The sequence below is a fragment of the Streptomyces sp. NPDC057654 genome (assembly GCF_042800135.1).
In the GTDB taxonomy this organism is placed as follows: Bacteria; Actinomycetota; Actinomycetes; order Streptomycetales; family Streptomycetaceae; genus Streptomyces.
On the sequence record NZ_JBHVHQ010000052.1, the window covers coordinates 1 to 20203 of the forward strand.

Consider the following 20203-nt stretch of genomic DNA (forward strand, 5'->3'; position numbering starts at 1 on the left):
GTGCGCCCCGCTTCCAGCCGCCGATCCCAGAGTGGATGTTCCCTGACGTGAAGAGTCTCCCGCTGCCTGCCCGCCCTCGCTCCCGCTCCCGCCGCCGCGCGCTCATCGGCACCGCCCTCGCCGGCGCCGCCCTGCTGACCGCCACCGTCACCGGCTGCTCGCCGGACGGCGACAAGGACAGCACCCAGGACAAGTCCGCGGACCAGCCCGCGGACCAGTCCGCCGGGAAATCCGGCAGCGCCCTGTCCGCCGTCTCCTCACTGAAGGTCAAGGCGAGCGGCACCATGGACGGTTACGCCCGCGACCGCTTCGGCCGCGCCTGGCTCGACACCGACGGCAACCACTGCGACACCCGCGACGACATACTCAAGCGCGACCTGACGGATGTGAAGTTCACCGACGGCCACTGCAAGGTCGCCTCCGGCACGCTGACCAAGGACCCCTACACCGGAAAGACCGTCCACTACGTACGCGGCCACAGCAAGATAGACATCGACCACGCCGTGGCCCTGTCCGACGCCTGGAAGAAGGGCGCCCGGCAGTGGTCCCCGAGCAAGCGCATAGCGCTCGCGAACGACCCGCTCAACCTCATCGCCTCCGACGCCTCCGCCAACCGCCAGAAGGGCGACGGCGACACGGCGGCCTGGCTCCCCTCCAACACGGCCTACCGCTGCGAGTACGTCGCCCACCAGGTCTCCGTGAAGAAGAAGTACGGCCTGTGGGTGTCCGCCGCCGAACGCGACGCGATGAAGAAGGTCCTCACCACCTGCCCCTCCGCCAAACTCCCCACCGGCGGCAACCCCACCGAGGCCCCGCCCCGCTTCAAGGCGAAGTAACTCCGCAGGGGAGCAACCCTGGGGCGACGGCGACGCGGCCCTGTCAGGGCAGCAACTCCGTCAGGGCAGCAACGCTGTCAGGGCAGCAACGCTGTCAGGGCAGCAACTCCGCTGGTGAAGCGGTTCCGTAGGGGGAGCAGCTCCGGAGGGGGAGCAGCTCCGTAGGGTGCCGCCCCGGGATGAAGCGGCTCCGTCAGGGCAGCAGTTCCGTCGGCGACGCGGCTCCGTCGGTGAAGCAGGCGCGGGGAGCGGCTGCTTCAGCGTGAGGCGACGGTGACGGCGACGTCGGCGGAGGGCGTACCGACGGCGGTAGCGGCAGCGGGTGCCGGGGTGGGTGCGGTCCGCCGCAGCACCACATACCCGCCGTCGCCGCCGAGGTACGTGTAAGCCGTACCCGGGTGCATCCGCTGGGTCTCGTCGAGCAGTTCCGCCGGCGCCTTCGCCTCGTCGTTGCGCAGCGCCACATAGTCGGGCTGTATCCCGCCGGTCCCTCCTATCCAGAACACTCGGCAGCGGTCGGTGAGCCTGCTTATCGGGCCGACGTTGGCCTCGACGGTCGCGTTGTCGGGGATGCGGTTCAGGAGCCGGTCGACGGCGCTGACCGCCGACGACTTGCGGTAGGTGTCGGCCTCGGTGAGGTCGGCCAGGGGGAGCGACGTGGTGAGTGCGAGCGCCGCGGCGGCCACGGCCGCGGGTATGTGATGGGCGTACGAGCGCAGCCAAGCGCGGGGACTCGCGCCCACCCCGGTGAGCGCGTCGACGAGGGCGATGAACACGACTGGCATGAGCACCGCGCTGTAGTGCCAGTCGATGCCCCAGTAGTGGTCGTCGTGGGACAGGAACCGCCAGGCCAGCGTGGGCAGCGCCACGATCAGCAGCGGGGAGCGCAGCGCGAGCAGCCCGGTGGTGGGCAGCAGGATCCACAGCAGGGTGCGGATCGCGGTGTCGAAGGGAATGGTGGGCGCCGGCCCGCCGTCGCCGTTGAGCTTGTTCCAGTAGTCGTACGAGCCGCCGTTGTTGAACCCCGGAATGACGACGCCAAAGGTGATGATGGCCGCGACGAGCCCGAAGGCGACGAGCCCGGCGGCCAGCGCGACCATGCGCGGCTGCTCCTTGCCGCGGAGCCGCACCAGCATGACGGCCCCGATGGCCGCGACGGTCAGCCCGAGGTCCTCCTTGACCAGGACGAGAGGCAGCGCCCAGCAGACCGCTGTCCACCAGCGCTGCCGCAGGACCGCTTCCAGGGAGAAGGCGATCAGCGGCATCGCGAAGGCGATCTCGTGGAAGTCGAATTCGACGGCGCGCTGGACACCCCAGGAGAGTCCGAAGGCCAGACCGATGGCGAGCCCGCGCTTTCGCCCCAGCAGATGGGCGGCGACGCGCGCCACGGGTATGACGGAGACCGCGAACAGCACCGCCTGCGCGACGAGCAGCGTCACGGGGGTGGGAAAGACCCGGTAGAAGGGCGCGAGGAGAGCGGTGACCGGGCTGAAGTGGTCGCCGAGGATATTGGCGCCGGGCCCCTTCAGATCGGCGACCGGCGCCTGGAAGTGGGCGTAGGCGCGTATGGCCTGCTCGAAGATCCCCAGGTCCCACGACATCGTCAGCAAGCGCCGGTAGCGGCAGATGGACAGCGCGGCGAAGGCGATGAAGAGCGCGGCTGCGAGCCAGTACGGGTCCAGGCGCGGGTTGCGCAGGGCCGCGGCGCGCGCACCGGCGGCGGGCGCGGCCTCGGCCGTGCTGCGGCCGGGTGTTGCGACTGCTGCGGCCGTGTCCATGGGCGGTCCTTGTCTCGGGGGATCGGGGGATCGGGGGATCGGGGGATCGGGGGATCGGGGGATCGGGGATCGGGATCTCGGGTCTTGTGGGCCTTGTCCGTGGCGTCGATTCGGGGCGTTTACCCAGGATGCCGGTCCAGGACGTCGCCCCAGGATGTCGATCCGGGCTGTCGAAAAGATACGCGAAGGGGATGGGCGGCTCGGGTGCTCTTCGTGGACGGCCGGGCAAGCGGACGGTCGGACGGATAGATGGACGGTCGGTCGCTGCGTCGCGCCGGTCTTCTTTGGTGGGGGTTCCTCTGGTGAGAGTGATGACGGTCAGGCCGTCGTCGGTTGCGGCCGGACCTTCGCGAATGAGGATCGCGTCTTCCCCTCCCCTTTCTCTTCCCTCCCCTCTCTCTTCTCGCGCCTGTGCTCGCGGGCGCGGTTCGGCTCTGTGCTCCCCTCCTCTCCCCTCCTCTTTCTTCTCCTCTCGTCTCGTGTGCTGGAGCCGGGCTGGATCCGCCCGCCGCGTGAGCGGATATGACAATGACAGCAGGGTCTGTGAATCGAGTCAACCATGTTCACTGGTTCGAGTGAGTTCACGGCCGTGAAGGCGGTTTTGCGGATTCGATGGGTATGCTCGGCGTCACAACAGATCGGAACAGCTCAGACAACCGCGGAACAGGCGGAACAGACGGAATAGTTCGGGCAACTCATGAGTGCGAGGGGACGGGAGCGCATGCAGGACAACGCAGCAGAGGTGACGGCTGCCGGGATCGCCCGGCTCGCCGGGGTGGGCCGGGCCGCCGTCAGTAACTGGCGCCGTCGTCACGACGACTTCCCCAAGCCCGTCGGCGGCTCGGACACCAGCCCGACCTTCGCGCTCAGCGCCATCGAGCGATGGCTGCGCGACCAGGGGAAAGTCGGTGAGATCCCGCTGAGCGAGCGGGTCTGGCAGCAGATCGCCGGGCACCCGGCCGGCGCCGTGACAGCCCTTCGTCACGCGGGCAGCGTGCTCGTGCTCGTGCGGGACCGGCCCGCGGACTGGGCGGAGCTCGCCGAGCTCGCCGACCCCGATCTGGCCGAGGCGCTGCCGTCGGCCCTCGGCGCCGCGCTGACCGCCCGGCTCGGCAACCTGCACCCGGTCGCCCTGCCCAGCCCGGTCGAGGTCGCCGCGTCCGCTCTTCTTCTGCGCGGGTCCGCCGAGCTCGCCACCGGCCTCGGCCCCCGGACGGCGTACGAGTTCCTGCTCGGCCGGCAGCTCGACGCCAACCCCCGGCAGTACACCCTCACCCCGTCCGCCCCCGCCGAACTGATGGCCGCCATCGCCGAATCCGGACTCGACCGGGACGGTGTACGCACCGTCTTCGACCCCGCGTCCGGTACGGGCAGCCTGCTGCGCGCCGCCGACACCAGCGGACCGCTGCACACCCGGGCCGTCTTCGCCCAGGAGGCCGACCCCGACCTCGCCGCGCTCAGCGCGCTGCGGCTCGCCCTGCACAGCACGGCCCAGGTGCGGGTGCGAGCGGGCGACAGCCTGCGGGCGGACGTGTTCCCCGAGCTGGAGGCGGACGTCGTGCTCTGCCACCCACCGTTCAACGAACGCAACTGGGGCCATGACGAGCTGGCGTACGACCCCCGCTGGGAATACGGCTACCCGGCCCGGACCGAATCCGAGCTGGCCTGGGTCCAGCACGCACTCGCCCGGCTGCGCACCGGGGGCACCGCCGTCCTGCTGATGCCTCCCGCCGCCGCCTCCCGCCGCTCCGGCCGCCGCATCCGCGCCGACCTGCTCCGCCACGGTGCGCTGCGCGCCGTCATCGCACTGCCCGCGGGAGCCGCGCCGCCCTACGGCATCCCCTTGCACCTGTGGGTGCTGCGCCGCCCCACCGCTCAACCCCTGCCCGCACCGCACCTCTTGCTCATCGACACCGCCGACCTGGCCGCCACCAATCGCGACCAGCTGCCCTGGCAGGCCGTGCGCACGGCGGTGCTCGACGCCTGGCAGGACTTCGACCGGAACGGCGCCATCGAGAAGAAGCCCGGAGTCTGCCGCTCGCTGCCGGTCATCGACGTCCTTGACGACGACGTCGACCTCGCCCCCGCCCGACATCTGCCCCCGCCCTCGGCGGGCGGTGGAGCCGCCGAGCTGGCTGAGGTGCACGCGCGGCTCACCACCGCGCTGCGGCGCACCTCCGGGCTCACCCCCGACCCCGCGAGACCTCTCACGTCCGTAGAGGCAGCCATCCCCGGCCGCTGGTCCACCACCACCGTCGGCGAGCTGGCCCGCGCCGGGGCCCTGGCACTGCGCGCCGGCGGGAGCGGCGCGAGCCCCGATCCGACAGGCGCGCCTCCTGTCCTGACGGACCATGACGTCATAGGGGGGTCCGAGCCGTCGGGCACGCTCCCCGAGGGTGCGGCCGAGGAGCCCATCCTCGTAGAGGAGGGCGACGTGGTGGTGCCCGTCCTCGGCGATGTCACCGTGGCCCGTGTCATCGACGCCGCGAGCGCCGGAGCGGCGCTCGGCCGCGGGCTGAACCTCCTGCGCCCCGACCCGGCCACTCTCGATCCGTGGTTCCTCGCCGGGTTTCTGCGCGGCACCGCCAACCAGCGCCAGGCCAGCAGTTATGCCTCCACGCCCACCCGGCTCGACGTCCGCCGGCTCCAACTGCCGCGCGTACCCCTGTCCGACCAGCGGCGCTACGGCCGCCGCTTCCGCTCCCTCGCTTCCTTCGAGGAGTCGCTGAGGCTCGCCGCACGGCTCGGCGAGCAGCTCGTACAGGGCCTGTACGACGGGCTGACGGACGGTACCGCGCGCCCGGAGTGATCGAACCCCCTCCGGCTGGGGCTGCTGGGGACTGGGGCCGTCGGCGGCTGGGAGCGAGAGCCGGCGGCCGGGCAAGGACCGAGGCCGGGCGGGACCGGGGCTGGGCGGGGACCGGGCAAGGACCGAGGCCGGGCGGGACCGAGGCCGGGCGGGGACCGGGGTTGGGCGGGGACTGGGCAAGGGCCGGAGGCTGCGCAAGGGGCGGGCTTGGGCAAGGGCCGGAGGCCGGGCAAGGGTTGGGCGGGGGCTGAGCAGGGGAGAGAGGGAGGCGTCGGCGCAGAAGCCAGGAAGGGGAGCAATCTGTGCGGAACGGTCCATAGCCGGAAGGCTGTTCCCCCTGTCACACCGTCACCAGCGGGCCGCATCTCCGTTCGTATCCCAACCGGCCCCGAATCGTTGGTCGAATCAGTGGCCTGGACCACGCGGACTCCCTAACATCGATCAACGCCAGCTCGATGCGACCACCCGCCATCCGACCGCCACCCCCTCCAGGAGGGGCTTCGTACGGCCTTTGTCATCACGGCCCTTCTCATCACGGCCCTTGCTATAAACGATCTTCGCCGGGAGGCTCCATGCACCGCCGCAGGACTGCGCTCTCCGTCTCCGCCGCCGCACTGCTGGTCGCGGCCCCCATGCTCACCGCGTGCGGCTCCGCCCCGCATCCCGGCGCGGCAGCCGTCGTCGGCAAGGACCGGATCAGCGTGTCCCAGCTCCAGGCCCAGGTGAAGGACGTACGGGACGCGCAGCGGGGGTCGCCGCAGGCCGAGCAGCTCGTCGCGGCCAGCCCCAGGCTCGGCCAGGACACCCTCGTCCGCCTCATCCAGTACCGGATCGTGGACAAGGCCGCCGAGGACAACGGGGTCGACGTGACCCGCCGCGAGGTGCAGCGGCAGCGCGCCGCGCTGGAGAAGGCGAACGGCGGTGCGGAGGCGGTGCGGGCCAGGTTCCTGTCGCTGGGCGTCGCGCCGGGCCAGATCGACCAGGCCATCAAGATGGACTACACGCGAGCCAAGCTGGACCAGCGGCTCGGGGCCGCCCGCACCAACCAGGTACTGATGGCGACGTCCAAGTCCATCGGCGTCGACGTCAATCCGCGCTACGGCAGCTGGGACGCCAGGCGCGGCACCGCTCAGGCCGCCAGCGAGCCGTGGCTGCGGGCGGCCACGGCGACGCCCGAGCAGCGAATGTGAGCGGTCGCTTACGCTCGACGGCGTGAACGCTTCCGCGCCGGACGGCTCCGGCCGCCACGACATCCGCCACGACATCGCGCCCCCGCACCGCACTGCCGCCCCGCGGGACGGCACCGGGCCCGCGGACGGTGCGGCCGACCCCGGCCGTATCGTCCTGCTGACCACGAGCCACCGGGTCGCCCCCGGTCTGCTGTCGTGGCCCGCCTGGCAGGTGCTGCGCGCAGCCGACCGGGTGCTGTGCGCCGACCCCGGCCACCCTCAGCTGCCGTATCTGGGGGAAGCCGGCGTCGAAGCCGAGCGGGCGGTGCCGGACGCCCGTGAGCTGGTCGGCTACTGCCTGGACGGCGGGCGCACCGCCGTGGTCGTCACCTCGGCGGAGGGTGAGTCGGCGCTCACCGCCGGGCTCGCCCGGCTCGCGGGCTCCGGACGGGAGCGGATGCCCGCGCTGGAGCTGCTCCCCGGCTCGTACGACCTGCCGGGGGCGCGCCTGCTCGACCTGGTGCAGGTCATGGACCGGATCCGCCGGGCCTGTCCGTGGAGCGGGGTCCGTACGCACGAGGACCTCGCGAAGTACGCGGTCGAGGAGACCTACGAACTGCTCGAAGCCATCGAGGAAGGAGACAGGGAGGCAGTGCGCGAGGAGCTGGGCGATGTGCTGCTCCAGGTCGTCTTCCACGCGCGCATCGCCCAGGACGACCCGGACGAGCCGTTCGCCATCGACGATGTCGCGGGCACCATCGTCGACAAACTCATCCACCGGCACCCGCACGTCTTCGGGGAGGAGAGCGCGGAGAGCGCCGAAGACGTACGAGAGCACTGGATGCGGACCAAGGCGATCGAGAAGCAGCGCGACTCGGTCACCGAAGGCGTGCCGCTCGGACAGCCCGCCCTCGCCCTGGTCGCCAAGCTCGCCTCCAGGGCGCGCGGGGCCGGGCTCGGTGTGGAGGCGCCGGTCGGGCCGGGCATCGGGTACGAGCTGCTGGCGCTCGCCGTGCGGGCCGAGGCGGAGGGGATGGAACCGGAGACGGCACTGCGCGCTGCCGCCCGTACCTACCGTGACGCGATCCGCGCCGCGGAGTCCGGCCCTACCGCCGACTGAGCCCGCGGCCGAGGTCGACGAGCCCGTGGTAAACGACGCTGATCCGCGGTCAATGACGCCGATCCGCGGTCAACGACGTCGATCCGCGGCCAACGTCGCCGATCCGCGGTCAAGGTCGACGAGCCTGCGGCCAAGAGCGTCGAGTCCGTGGCCAAGAGTGTCGAGCCTGTGGCCGAGGGGGGCGAGCCTGTGGCCGAAGTCGTCGGGCCCCGGGGCAGCTCGGCACCACCCGGCTCAGCCCGCCCCGCCGTCGCCCTCGCCCCGCCCCCGCCTCCTCCCCTCCTCCCCGCCGCCCGTCGAGTCGGCCGGGCCGGGCTGGGTGGCCTGGTCCGTGGGGTGAACACATCGGGGCGGCGTCCGTACACCCGTTCGGCCTATGGGGCGAGATGTCTGGGCGATCGGGGGGTACCCCAGTGCCATGCACTCAGAGATTCTTGATCTCGCCGCCGATAACGGGCTGCGTGGTGGGATTGCTCCGCTGGCCGTCGGGATCGTCGTGGTGGCCCTGTTGATCGGGGCCGTGGCCTACGGGCGCAAGCGGCGGGAGCGGGAGCCTGCGCCGCCGCAGGAGCCGCAGGAGCGGGCCGGTTCCTGGCAGACGCCGGAGGAGCAGAGCGGGCCCGTGCCCGCCGATCACGGGCCCGGTCATGACGGGGAGCGGGACGCGCTCGGCTATGTGAAGGAGGGGCGGGCCACTGACGAGCTGGCGCAGGACGGGCACCGTTACCTGCCGCACGAGCTGACGGACCCGGACAGCCACAGCGACCCGGAGCAGAAGCCGCGCAAGTGGAACGAAGGGGGGAGCGGCGGCTTCGGCAGCGGCGGCGGGGGGCACACGTAGGCGCAGTAGGCACACGTAGGCACTGGGATCGCTGCCCGGAGCGTTGCCCGGAATGCGCCTCGGGCGGTGGGGGCGGGCTCCTATAGCGTCGAGGGGTGCACGACAAGAACGCCGACAGCCCCGTCCCTGCCCTCTTCAGCTGGGAATTCGCCGCCGACCCCTACCCCGCGTACGCGTGGCTGCGCGAGCACGCGCCCGTACGCCGTACCGAGCTGCCCAGCGGGATCGAGGCGTGGCTCGTCACGCGGTACGCGGATGCCCGGCAGGCGCTCGCGGACGGGCGGTTGTCGAAGAACCCCGTGCACCACGCGGACGACGCGCAGGGAAAGAGCAAGACGGGCATTCCGGGCGAGCGCAGCGCGGGTCTGATGACGCATCTGCTGAACATCGACCCGCCGGACCACACGCGGCTGCGTCGGCTGGTCTCGAAGGCGTTCACTCCGCGCCGGATCGCGGAGTTCGCCCCGCGCGTGCAGGAGCTGACGGACGACCTGATCGACGCCTTCGCGGCGCGGGGCAGCGCCGACCTCATCCATGAGTTCGCCTTTCCCCTCCCCATTTATGCGATCTGCGATCTGCTGGGCGTGCCCCGCGAGGACCAGGACGGCCTGCGGGATTGGGCGGGCATGATGATCCGGCACGGCGGCGGGCCGCGCGGCGGCGTCGCGAGGGCCGTGAAGAAGATTCGCGGGTACCTGGCCGAGCTGATTCACCGCAAGCGACGGGGCGACGGCGACGACCTGATCTCCGATCTCATCCGAGCCTCCGACCACGGCGAGCACCTCACCGAAGAGGAGGTCGTGGCCATGTGTTTCGTGCTCTTGTTCGCTGGTTTCGAAACGACCATCAACTTGATCGGCAACGGCGCCCATGCTCTGCTGCGCCACCCCGAGCAGCGGGCCGCCCTTCAAAGCTCCCTCGCCGACGACGAGTACGGATTGTTGGAGGCGGGGGTGGAGGAACTGCTGCGCTTCGACGGGCCCGTGGAGATGGCGACATGGCGCTACGCGACTCAAGCACTGGAAATCGGCGGAGTCGCCATCGCGGAAGGGGACCCCGTCCTCGTCGTGCTGGCGGCGGCGGATCGCGACCCGGAGCGGTTCGCCGACCCGGACGCGCTCGACCTCTCGCGAAGTGACAATCAGCACCTCGGATACGGGCACGGCATCCACTACTGCATCGGCGCGCCGCTCGCCCGGCTGGAGGGCCGGACCGCCCTCGCGACGCTGCTGCGCCGCCTGCCCGACCTGCGTCTCGCGGCGGAACCGGAGGAGTTGCGGTGGCGCGGCGGGCTCATCATGCGCGGACTGCGCACACTGCCCGTGGAGTTCACGCCCCGCCAGAAGTGACGAAGCGTCAAGCGACGTGACCTCCGCGTGACCTCGGCTACATCGGCTTGTGACTGACTGAGCTCGTCGCTATCTTCAACCGACAACTCAGCTGCCACACGAGAGGCAACCGCATGCGCACCGGGAACGGTCGACACCGCCGCCCCCGTCAGGTCCCGGCCATTGTCGTAGCAGCGGGGGTGACGGGCGCCGGAATCGCCATGCCGCTGCTCGCGGCCACTGGTGCGAACGCCGCGGACACCGCGACCTGGGACCGCGTGGCCCAGTGTGAGAGCGGCGGGACATGGAGCGCGGACGAGGGGGACGGCTTCTACGGCGGGCTCCAGCTGTCGCAGTCGACATGGGATCTGTACGGGGGGAAGGCGTACGCGCCGAGACCCGACCTGGCCAGCCGGGCCCAGCAGATAGCCGTGGCCCAGAAGATCCTGGACGGTCAGGGCACCAAGCCCTGGTCGGGCTGCGCGGTCAGTTCCGGCCTCACGCGCGGCAGCGCGTCCCCCGGCGTGGACCCGGGCAGCTCGGAGGCGCCCTCCTCGGGCTCCTCGGACTCCTCCAAGGCGTCTTCCCAGCCGTCCTCCAAGCCCTCCTCGCAGTCGTCCGAGCCGTCGCACAGTTCGTCGCAAGGTTCCTCACACGGCTCCGAGTCCTCGAAGGGCTCCTCGGGCGACGGCCGTGCGGACTCGGACAAGGACCAGCCAGGGAAGGCCGGGCCCGGGAAGGGCGGGTCGAGCGCGACGCCGAGCGGTAAGGACACCGGTAAGGCGGACGCCGGTAAGAAGGGGTCCGGCTCGGCCGAGAGCCCCGAGCCCGGCGGCAAGCCCTCCCAGACGCCCTCCAGCACCCCCTCCACGCCCTCTGGGTCCTCCGCCGACACCGACCCCACCGCCCCCACGACGGGGGCCACGGGCACGCCCGCGCCCGGCGAGGGCCGGCACCGGGGCGGTTCCGATGAAGGGGAGAAGGGGAGTAAGGGGAGCGACAGCACCGAAAGCCCCGCAGGTTCCGCGCGGGACGACGGCGGGCGGAGCGGCGGCCGGCACGCCTCGCGCGGCGGGGAGGCGCGGAGCGGGGACTCGTCCCGTACGCCCCAACAGGCCCCCCGCGACTACACGGTGCGGTCGGGAGACAGTCTGTCCGTGATCGCGGAGGAGCACTCCGTCTCCGGCGGCTGGAACACCCTCTACGAACGCAACCACAGCACCGTGGGAAGCGACCCTGATCTGATTTTCCCTGGTCAAAAGCTTGATCTCGGAACGTGAGAACGACGGTACGGGCGGTATGTCCGTTCCGGAGGAAAGTGAGACATGGGTCTCGTTGACAGTCTCGGTTTCCTCACCTGTCCGATCTTTCCCTACCGTCTCTCACCTGCGGAAATGCGCTGTTTCTGTGGGTACGGAGGGGCAACTGCCGCCAGGAGGGGGGGTTTGAACCCTCCTGGGCAGTGTGTTTAACGTCGTCACCGCTCGCCACCGTGAGCACCACGATCGCCACGCCGAATCCTGCCGGCGGTCGCTGGAATAGTCGCGAAAGCGCCGTAGGCAGGAGCGGGGGAACCAAGGTAGGCCGCCGGAACGGCCCGTCGACAGTGACGGGGACCGGGACGGCTAGGGGTGAAGCCCCGTGTGCTCCGGCACACGAGGCCGGGCAGCTCACAGCCCGAACCCGACAGCTCACCTCGTAGGCGTCGGTGAGGAAACCAACATGCTTATCTCCAAGGGCAAGCACCGCCGTCCGTCCAAGGCCGTCCGTGTCGCCACGCTCGCCGGTGTCGCCGGTGCCGCGGTTGCCGTCCCGCTGATGGGCGCCACCTCCGCCTCCGCCGCCTCCGTCTCCACCTGGGACAAGGTCGCGCAGTGCGAGTCCGGTGGCAACTGGTCGATCAACACCGGCAACAGCTACTACGGCGGCCTGCAGTTCAGTAACTCCAGCTGGGCCGCGGCCGGCGGCACCAAGTACGCCCCGCGCGCCGACCTGGCCACCAAGGGCCAGCAGATCGCCACCGCCGAGAAGCTTCTCGCCATGCAGGGTCCGGGCGCCTGGTCCTGCGCCGGCGCCGGCAACCTGACCTCCGGCGGCCCCTCCGCCAGCGTCAACACCGGCGGCGGCTCGCACAGCAGCGGCTCGCAGCACGCCGACCGCAGCCAGCGTCAGGCCGCGCCGAAGCAGCAGGCCCCGAAGCACTACGCGCCGAAGCAGCAGGCCCCCAAGCAGGCCGCGCCCAAGGCCGCGCCGCAGCCCGTCGCGCCGAAGTCCATCCAGAAGGGCGACGGCGAGTACAAGGTCAAGTCCGGCGACACCCTCGGCAAGATCGCCAAGGAGCACGGCGTCAAGGGCGGCTGGCAGAAGGTGTACGACCTGAACAAGGGCATCGTCTCCGACGCCAACCTGATCTACCCGGGTCAGCAGCTCCACCTGAGCTGATCCGCTTCCCGGGGGGCGGCTTCATCACCGTCCCCCTGTCTCTCCGCTCATGAGAGACCGCCCCGCTCCGGCGCGCCATCCCCCCCCCGATCGCGCCGAAGCGGGGCACTCGCATGTCCGGGGTCTGTCGTCGGCCTTTGCGGCCTGACCGGTTCCCGCCCCCGTTCCCCCTTCGGCGAACAACGCCGCCATTCGTCCTCTGATCTGGCCCTTTGGCTCATTTTTCGGTCCACGCTCCGGGCTGCGCGCGGGCGGACGCCCCCCGGCCCGTTAGGCTCGGGGTGCAGAAACCAGTCACCCCATGAAGGAGACACTCGTGCCGTCCATCGACGTCGTCGTAGCTCGCGAGATCCTCGACTCGCGAGGCAACCCCACGGTCGAGGTCGAGGTCGGCCTCGACGACGGCTCCACGGGCCGTGCCGCCGTGCCGTCCGGCGCCTCCACCGGTGCCTTCGAGGCGCTGGAGCTGCGCGACGGCGACCGCAACCGCTACCAGGGCAAGGGCGTCGAGAAGGCCGTTCTCGCCGTCATCGAGCAGATCGGCCCGGAGCTCGTCGGCTACGACGCCACCGAGCAGCGCCTGATCGACCAGGCGATGTTCGACCTGGACGCCACCGCGGACAAGTCCTCGCTCGGCGCCAACGCCATCCTCGGCGTCTCCCTCGCCGTCGCGCACGCCGCCTCCGAGGCGTCCGACCTGCCGCTCTTCCGCTACCTCGGCGGCCCGAACGCGCACCTGCTGCCGGTGCCGATGATGAACATCCTCAACGGCGGCTCGCACGCCGACTCCAACGTGGACATCCAGGAGTTCATGATCGCGCCGATCGGCGCGGAGTCCTTCTCCGAGGCGCTGCGCTGGGGCACCGAGGTCTACCACACGCTCAAGAGCGTGCTGAAGGAGCGCGGCCTGTCCACCGGCCTCGGCGACGAGGGCGGTTTCGCCCCGAACCTGGGCTCGAACCGCGAGGCGCTCGACCTCATCATCGAGGCCATCAAGCAGGCCGGTTACGCGCCCGGCCAGGACATCGCGCTCGCGCTCGACGTCGCCGCCTCCGAGTTCTACAAGGACGGCGTCTACGCCTTCGAGGGCCAGGAGCGCTCCGCCGCGCAGATGACGGAGTACTACGAGGAGCTCGTCGCCTCCTACCCGCTGGTCTCCATCGAGGACCCGCTGTACGAGGACGACTGGGCGGGCTGGAAGGTCCTCACCGACAAGCTGGGCGAGAAGGTCCAGATCGTCGGCGACGACCTGTTCGTCACCAACCCGGAGCGCCTCGGCCGCGGCATCGAGGAGGGCGCCGCCAACGCCCTGCTGGTCAAGGTCAACCAGATCGGCTCGCTGACCGAGACGCTGGACGCCGTCGAGCTGGCCCAGCGCAACGGCTTCAAGTGCATGATGTCCCACCGCTCCGGCGAGACCGAGGACGTCACCATCGCCGACCTGGCCGTCGCCACCAACTGCGGCCAGATCAAGACCGGCGCCCCGGCCCGCTCCGAGCGCGTCGCCAAGTACAACCAGCTGCTGCGCATCGAGGAGATCCTCGACGACGCGGCGGTCTACGCCGGCCGCTCCGCGTTCCCGCGCTTCAAGGGCTGACACCACCGCCCGCGAGCTCGCGGAACACGGCCGTACGCGGCCGAGCGCGTAAGCGAAGCGTCCCCGGCACCGGTCCCGTACCGTTGCCGGGGACGTGTACGTACGCGGGTCGCACGGGCGACGAGGGCGACGAGACAGGGGAGGCGGCTGTGCCGGCGGATCGGTTCTCCACGGCGACCAGGCTGAAGGCGCTCGGCGAGCAGGCCGCCGCCCGCGTGTACCGGACCCGGCCCGTGCGCCGCAACCGCCTCACCGGCCGGGCGGCGCTGCTCGCGCTCGTCGTCTGCTCGCTGGTCGTCGCCCTGGCCTACCCGATGCGTCAGTTCATCACCCAGCGCTCGGACATCGGCGACCAGCTGCGGCAGTCGCAGAAGGCGCGCGACGAGGTCAAGCGGCTGCGCGAGGAGAAGGCGCGGCTGAAGGACCCGGCCTACATCGAGCAGCAGGCGCGCGAGCACCTGCACTACGAACGGCCGGGGGAGACCGGCTACAGCGTGGTGGACGGCGGCGGCGACGCCAAGCGGCCCAAGGACCAGGGCGGCGCGGGCCGCTCCTGGTCCGACAACCTCTGGGACGGGGTGGACAAGGCCGACGGGCGGCGCTGAGCCCGTACGGACGCGCCGCCGAGCCGTACGTACCCGACCCGCGCGACATCCGCCCGTACGACCGCGACACCGAGCCCGTATGGCTGGCGGCTCCGAGCACGTACGGCCCCGGCGCGTACGATCCGGGCCACACCGTTCGGGTCACACCGTCCGGGCCACACCGACCGAGACGACGACACGAGAAGACCGAGTACGAGCGAGCCCATGGACACCCCTCCTCCCCAGACCGAGCCCACGACGCCGACGGACGCGGACATCGCCGCGTTCAAGGAGCAGCTGGGCCGCCCCCCGCGCGGCCTGCGCTCCATCGCGCACCGCTGCCCCTGCGGCAACCCCGATGTGGTCGAGACCGCGCCGCGCCTGGAGGACGGCACGCCGTTCCCGACGCTCTACTACCTCACCTGCCCGCGCGCGGCCTCCGCGATCGGGACGCTGGAGGCGGACGGCGTGATGAAGACGATGACGGCCCGGCTGGCGGCCGATCCGGAGCTGGCCGCCGCGTACCGGGCCGCGCACGAGGACTACATCGCCCGCCGCGACGCCATCGAGGTGCTGGAGGGGTTCCCGAGCGCGGGCGGCATGCCGGACCGCGTGAAGTGCCTGCACGTCCTCGTCGGGCACTCGCTGGCGGCGGGGCCGGGCGTCAACCCGCTCGGAGACGAGGCCATCGCGATGCTGCCGGAGTGGTGGCGCAAGGGCCCGTGCGTCGCGCCGTGCCAGGCGGCGGACGGCCCGTCCGCCGAAGGAGGCACCGTATGAGCCAGATGAAGCGCGTCGCCGCCGTCGACTGCGGTACGAACTCCATCCGGCTGCTGGTCGCGGACGTCGACGCGGCCACCGGCGAGCTGGTGGACCTCGACCGCCGGATGACGATCGTCCGGCTCGGCCAGGGCGTGGACCGTACGGGCAGGCTCGCGCCCGAGGCGCTGGAGCGGACGTTCGCGGCGTGCCGCGAGTACGCCGCGGTGATCAAGGAGCACGGCGCGGAGCGGGTCCGCTTCGTGGCCACCTCCGCCTCGCGGGACGCCGAGAACCGCGACGAGTTCGTCCGGGGCGTCCTGGACATCCTGGGCGTCGAGCCCGAGGTGATCTCCGGGGACCAGGAGGCCGAGTTCTCCTTCACCGGGGCGACGAAGGAGCTGGCCGGGGACGGCGGCGAGTACCTGGTCGTCGACATCGGCGGCGGCTCGACGGAGTTCGTGGTCGGCGGCGAGCGGGTGCGCGCGGCTCGTTCCGTGGACATCGGCTGCGTGCGGATGTCGGAGCGGCATGTGCGCCACGACCCGCCCAGTGCGGAGGAGATCAGCGCGATACGAGCCGATGTCGACGCGGCGCTGGACCTCGCGGAGGAGAGCGTTCCGCTGCGCGAGCCGCGCACCCTCGTGGGCCTCGCGGGCTCCGTGACGACGGTCGCCGCCATCGAACTCGGCCTGGAGCGCTACGACTCGGCCGCGATCCACCACTCGCGGATCTCCTACGAGCGGGTCAAGGAGGTCACCGGCGCCCTGCTGACGGCCACCCACGACGAGCGGGCCGCGATCCCCTCGATGCACCCCGGCCGGGTGGACGTCATCGGCGCCGGAGCGCTCGTACTCCAGTCGATCATGGAACGCACCGGCGCCGCCGAGGTCGTCGTCAGCGAACACGACATCCTGGACGGCATCGCCTTCGCGCTGGCCGCGTCCGGTGATGAATAAGCATCAGATGGTGCGGTAGACGTCGCGCCGGTCGCCGACCTTGACGACGAGGATGAGCAGTTCGCCGTCCTCGACCTGGTAGGCGACCCGGTAGCCGCCGACGCGGAGCCGGTAGAGGCCGGACGGGCCGCTGAGCTTCTCGATGTCGGCGTCCTCGCCGTACGGGTCGTCGCCGAGCGCGGTCAGCGCGGCCAGGATGCGCATGGCGGCGGGACGGTCGATGGCCCGGAACTGCCGCTGCGCCGCCGCGGTGAACCGGAACGCGTACTTCACGCCGCGCCGTCGGTGCGCTCGGCGAACAGGTCCGCCAGCAGCTCGGCCATGCTCACGGTCGGCCCGCCCTGGGCCAGGGCCGCCTCCGCCTCGCGGGCCAGCAGCACGTCGGCCGCTTCCTCCAGCGCGTTGAAGTCCGCGATCGGCACCACGGCCGCGACGGGCTCCCCGTTGCGGGTGATCACCGTCGGCGTGCCCTCCTCGGCCCGGTTGATGTGGTCCGCCAGATGGGCGCGCGCGTCCCGCACGGTCACGGTGTTCTCAGCCATGAGAGCAGTGTACGCGGATGCGTGTACACGTGGCGATGGCGAGCGCCGTTTCGCCCCCCGCGCACGCCCTCGCGAGAAAGTTCGTGAACTTCTTCACAAGGAAAAAGGGCCTGTCGGCCACGGTTCTGGGTCCTTTGGCCTAGTTCCACGGGGCGGGGGCCCCTGTTGTCTGTGTTACGGGCGGTTTCCCGGGGTGTGTGGTCCGTGTGAAATCCGGCAGTGGTCTAGTTGCGGATTGCATCACAATGCCAGTTCAGTGGGGGTGAACAACGCGTCCCGAGGGGTGGTGGTTCCCTGTTGGGGCTATGGCGTCGGTCACGGTGGCGGCGGAGTGTAGCAGACAGGGGGGCGATCCTTGTGAAGGGGCTCACGAACCCCCGTGGGGCGGGTGCTGGATACTCGAATCATGAGCACCACGGAGCGTCCCAGGATCCTCGTTGTAGGCGGTGGGTACGTAGGCCTGTACGCGGCACGCCGCATCCTCAAGAAGATGCGGTACGGCGAGGCGACCGTCACGGTCGTCGACCCGCGCTCGTACATGACGTACCAGCCCTTCCTCCCTGAAGCTGCAGCCGGCAGCATCTCTCCCCGCCATGTGGTGGTGCCGCTGCGACGCGTGCTCCCCAAGGCGGAGGTCCTCACCGGCCGCGTGACCACGATCGACCAGGACCGCAAGGTCGCCACCGTCGCGCCGCTCGTCGGCGAGGCGTACGAGCTGCCCTTCGACTACCTGGTCATCGCCATGGGCGCCGTCTCCCGCACCTTCCCGATCCCCGGCCTCGCCGAGAACGGCATCGGCATGAAGGGCGTCGAGGAGGCCATCGGCCTGCGCAACCACGTCCTGGAGCAGCTCGACAAGGCCGACTCCACGACCGACGAGGAGATCCGCCGCAAGGCGCTGACCTTCGTCTTCATCGGCGGCGGCTTCGCGGGTGCGGAGACCGTCGGCGAGGTCGAGGACATGGCGCGCGACGCCGCGAAGTACTACCCCAACGTGAAGCGCGAGGACATGCGCTTCCTGCTGGTGGACGTCGCCGACAAGATCCTCCCCGAGGTCGGCCCGAAGCTGGGCGGCTGGGGCAAGGAGCACCTGGAGAGCCGCGGCGTCGAGATCTACCTCAAGACCGGCATGAACTCCTGCGTCGACGGCCACGTCGTGCTCAACAACGACCTTGAGGTCGACGCCAACACGATCGTGTGGACCGCTGGCGTCAAGCCCAACCCGGTCCTCTCGCGCTTCGGTCTGCCGCTGGGCCCGCGCGGCCACGTCGACACCGGCGCCACCCTCCAGGTGCAGGGCACCGACTACATCTGGGCCGCCGGCGACAACGCCCAGGTCCCGGACCTCGTCGGCCGCAAGGCCGGCAACGAGAACGCCTGGTGCCCGCCGAACGCCCAGCACGCGCTGCGCCAGGCCAAGGTCCTCGGCGACAACGTCGTCTCCGGCATGCGGGGCTTCCCGCAGAAGGAGTACAGCCACGCCAACAAGGGTGCGGTCGCCGGTCTCGGCCTGCACAAGGGCGTCGCGATGATCGTCATGGGCAAGACGAAGATCAAGCTCAAGGGCCGTATCGCCTGGTACATGCACCGTGCGTACCACGGCATGGCGATGCCGACGTTCAACCGCAAGATCCGCGTCTTCGCCGACTGGACGCTCGGCATGTTCCTCAAGCGCGAGGTCGTCTCCCTCGGCGCGATGGAGCACCCCCGCGAGGAGTTCTACGAGGCGGCCAAGCCCGCCCCGCAGGCCGCCGCTCCGGCCGGGAAGAGCGACTCCGCCGAAAAGACCGATAAGGCTGACAAGGCTGACAAGGGCGAGAAGGCGAAGGCCTCCTGACCTCGCGGCCGGGGCCGGGCCCCGCGCCCGCCGCCGCGCGGGGCTGAGGAGCCCGACGGCCCCCCGGGCCGTACAACGACCGAAACCGAAGGACGTCCACCAATCCGTGGGGTGGGCGTCCTTCGGCGTACCGGGTTATTTTGCAGTTTCCAGTCCCGTTTCCGGGATGGGATGGAAGCCCTTCGGTGTTTACGTGGTCAGTGAACGTACTTTGTCTCTGATGCTCCACCACGGAGGTGTGCGACATGGCCGACGCCGCTGGACGGCTCACCGCGCTCGCGGAAGAGGTGCTGGGAGCCCCGCTCCCGGTCCGTATCCGCGCCTGGGACCACAGCGAGGCCGGCCCGCCAGGCGCACCCGTACTCGTCATACGCCACCGCAGAGCCCTGCGCCGCCTGCTCTACAAGCCGGGCGAACTCGGCCTCGCCCGCGGCTGGGTGGCCGGTGACATCGACGTGGAGGGCGACCTCTACCAAGCCCTCGACCTGCTGGCCGGCCTCATCTGGGAGCGCGGCACCCCCGCCAAGCGGCAGCCCGTCCTGGCCACCGCCCTCGCCACCCTCCGCGACCCCCGGATGCGCGCCGCCGGCCGCGAGCTCCTCGCGCTCGCCGGGGCCGGCCTGCCGCCCGCGCCGCCGCGCGAGGAGGCCCGTAAGAGCCACGGACCGCTGCACACCCTGCGCCGCGACAAGCAGGCCATCAGCCACCACTACGACGTCGGCAACGACTTCTACGAGCGGGTGCTGGGCCCCTCCATGGTCTACTCCTGCGCCTACTGGAAGTCCCCGGAGGCCACCCTGGAGGAGGCGCAGTTCGACAAGCTCGACCTCGTCTGCCGCAAGCTCGGCCTCGACGCCGACCAGCGGCTGCTGGACGTGGGGTGCGGCTGGGGCTCGATGGTGCTGCACGCGGCGCGCGAGTACGGCGTGCGCGCCGTGGGGATCACACTCTCCGAGGAGCAGGCCGCCTACGGGCGCAAGCGCGTCGCCGAGGCCGGGCTGACGGACCGCGTCGAGATCCGGGTGCAGGACTACCGGGAGATCCATGACGGCCCCTACGACGCGATCTCCTCCATCGGCATGGCCGAGCACGTCGGCTCGGCGCTCTACGCCGAGTACGCGGCCGACCTCCACGAGCTCCTCAAGCCGGGCGGGCGGCTGCTGAACCACCAGATCGCCCGCCGCCCGCTGCTCGACGAGGAGCACTACCAGGTCGACGAGTTCATCGACCGGTACGTCTTCCCGGACGGCGAGCTGGCCCCGGTCGGCCGGACCGTCGCCCAGCTGGAGGAGGCCGGGTTCGAGGTGCGCGACGTGGAGGCGCTGCGCGAGCACTACGCGCTGACGCTGCGCCAGTGGGTGGCCAACCTGGAGCGCCACTGGAAGGAAGCGGTCCGGCTGACCACGCCCGGCCGGGCCCGCGTCTGGCGGCTGTACATGGCGGCCTCCGCGCTGTCCTTCGAGCGCAACCGCATCGGCGTCAACCAGGTGCTGGCGGTCCGTACACCCGAGAGTGGGACGTCCGGGGCTCCGCTGCGCATGCGGCAGTGGGGCACGGCGTCCTGAGCCAGAGCTGAAACGGGTCCGGCCCGCGGTGTGAACC

General features: G+C 71.1%; 17 protein-coding genes and 1 riboswitch. Of the genes, 14 read left to right on the forward strand and 3 right to left on the reverse strand.

Annotated features, from left to right (window positions below; genetic code table 11):
- Positions 1–35: 35 nt before the first annotated feature.
- Complete coding sequence (locus ACFU99_RS07115; protein ID WP_384387041.1) at positions 36–836, forward strand: HNH endonuclease family protein; 801 nt, start codon at positions 36–38, stop codon at positions 834–836.
- Positions 837–1093: 257 nt separating this feature from the next.
- Here ACFU99_RS07115 and ACFU99_RS07120 read toward each other — a convergent pair whose 3' ends face one another.
- A complete protein-coding gene (locus ACFU99_RS07120; protein ID WP_384387005.1) occupies positions 1094–2614 on the reverse strand; it encodes a DUF2079 domain-containing protein in 1521 nt (506 codons plus the stop codon).
- 721 nt (positions 2615–3335) lie between these two features.
- Between ACFU99_RS07120 and ACFU99_RS07125 the strand changes: the two genes are divergently transcribed.
- The 11 genes from ACFU99_RS07125 (at position 3336) to ACFU99_RS07175 (ending at position 16222) form a co-directional block, all read left to right on the forward strand.
- Entirely contained in the window at positions 3336–5423 is a 2088-nt protein-coding gene (locus ACFU99_RS07125; protein ID WP_384387007.1) for an N-6 DNA methylase, read from the forward strand.
- Between the two features lie 572 nt (positions 5424–5995).
- Entirely contained in the window at positions 5996–6613 is a 618-nt protein-coding gene (locus ACFU99_RS07130; RefSeq protein ID WP_384387010.1) for a SurA N-terminal domain-containing protein, read from the forward strand.
- A gap of 73 nt (positions 6614–6686) precedes the next feature.
- Positions 6687–7712, forward strand: a complete 1026-nt coding sequence (locus tag ACFU99_RS07135; RefSeq protein ID WP_384387044.1) for a nucleoside triphosphate pyrophosphohydrolase — start codon at positions 6687–6689, stop codon at positions 7710–7712.
- Between the two features lie 418 nt (positions 7713–8130).
- Positions 8131–8553, forward strand: coding sequence for a DUF6479 family protein (locus tag ACFU99_RS07140; protein ID WP_384387013.1), 423 nt, complete (start codon positions 8131–8133; stop codon positions 8551–8553).
- 95 nt (positions 8554–8648) lie between these two features.
- Complete coding sequence (locus ACFU99_RS07145) at positions 8649–9902, forward strand: cytochrome P450 (protein ID WP_384387016.1); 1254 nt, start codon at positions 8649–8651, stop codon at positions 9900–9902.
- 179 nt (positions 9903–10081) lie between these two features.
- Positions 10082–11161, forward strand: a complete 1080-nt coding sequence (locus ACFU99_RS07150; protein ID WP_384387019.1) for a transglycosylase family protein — start codon at positions 10082–10084, stop codon at positions 11159–11161.
- A 261-nt stretch (positions 11162–11422) separates the two neighbouring features.
- Positions 11423–11601: riboswitch (cyclic di-AMP (ydaO/yuaA leader) on the forward strand.
- A 2-nt stretch (positions 11602–11603) separates the two neighbouring features.
- A complete protein-coding gene (locus ACFU99_RS07155) occupies positions 11604–12323 on the forward strand; it encodes a transglycosylase family protein (protein WP_384387021.1) in 720 nt (239 codons plus the stop codon).
- 316 nt (positions 12324–12639) lie between these two features.
- Positions 12640–13920, forward strand: coding sequence for a phosphopyruvate hydratase (eno, locus tag ACFU99_RS07160; RefSeq protein ID WP_384387047.1), 1281 nt, complete (start codon positions 12640–12642; stop codon positions 13918–13920).
- A 149-nt stretch (positions 13921–14069) separates the two neighbouring features.
- Positions 14070–14525, forward strand: a complete 456-nt coding sequence (locus ACFU99_RS07165) for a septum formation initiator family protein (protein WP_384387024.1) — start codon at positions 14070–14072, stop codon at positions 14523–14525.
- Between the two features lie 204 nt (positions 14526–14729).
- A complete protein-coding gene (locus ACFU99_RS07170) occupies positions 14730–15284 on the forward strand; it encodes a DUF501 domain-containing protein (protein WP_384387027.1) in 555 nt (184 codons plus the stop codon).
- A gap of 5 nt (positions 15285–15289) precedes the next feature.
- Complete coding sequence (locus tag ACFU99_RS07175; protein ID WP_384387049.1) at positions 15290–16222, forward strand: exopolyphosphatase; 933 nt, start codon at positions 15290–15292, stop codon at positions 16220–16222.
- A gap of 3 nt (positions 16223–16225) precedes the next feature.
- Here the strand turns inward: ACFU99_RS07175 and ACFU99_RS07180 are convergent, their stop codons facing one another.
- A complete protein-coding gene (locus ACFU99_RS07180; RefSeq protein ID WP_384387030.1) occupies positions 16226–16495 on the reverse strand; it encodes a type II toxin-antitoxin system RelE/ParE family toxin in 270 nt (89 codons plus the stop codon).
- On the reverse strand, positions 16492–16764 hold the full coding sequence (locus tag ACFU99_RS07185; RefSeq protein ID WP_384387033.1) for a type II toxin-antitoxin system Phd/YefM family antitoxin: 273 nt from the start codon (positions 16762–16764) through the stop codon (positions 16492–16494). The genes ACFU99_RS07180 and ACFU99_RS07185 overlap by 4 nt, the downstream gene beginning before the upstream one ends.
- A gap of 406 nt (positions 16765–17170) precedes the next feature.
- Here ACFU99_RS07185 and ACFU99_RS07190 point away from each other — a divergent pair, with 406 nt between their 5' ends.
- Both ACFU99_RS07190 and ACFU99_RS07195 read left to right on the forward strand, forming a co-directional pair.
- Complete coding sequence (locus ACFU99_RS07190; protein WP_384387035.1) at positions 17171–18601, forward strand: NAD(P)/FAD-dependent oxidoreductase; 1431 nt, start codon at positions 17171–17173, stop codon at positions 18599–18601.
- Positions 18602–18846: 245 nt separating this feature from the next.
- The gene (locus ACFU99_RS07195; protein ID WP_384387038.1) at positions 18847–20166 is read left to right on the forward strand and encodes a class I SAM-dependent methyltransferase; all 1320 of its coding nucleotides are present in this window, start codon (positions 18847–18849) and stop codon (positions 20164–20166) included.
- Positions 20167–20203 lie beyond the last annotated feature (37 nt).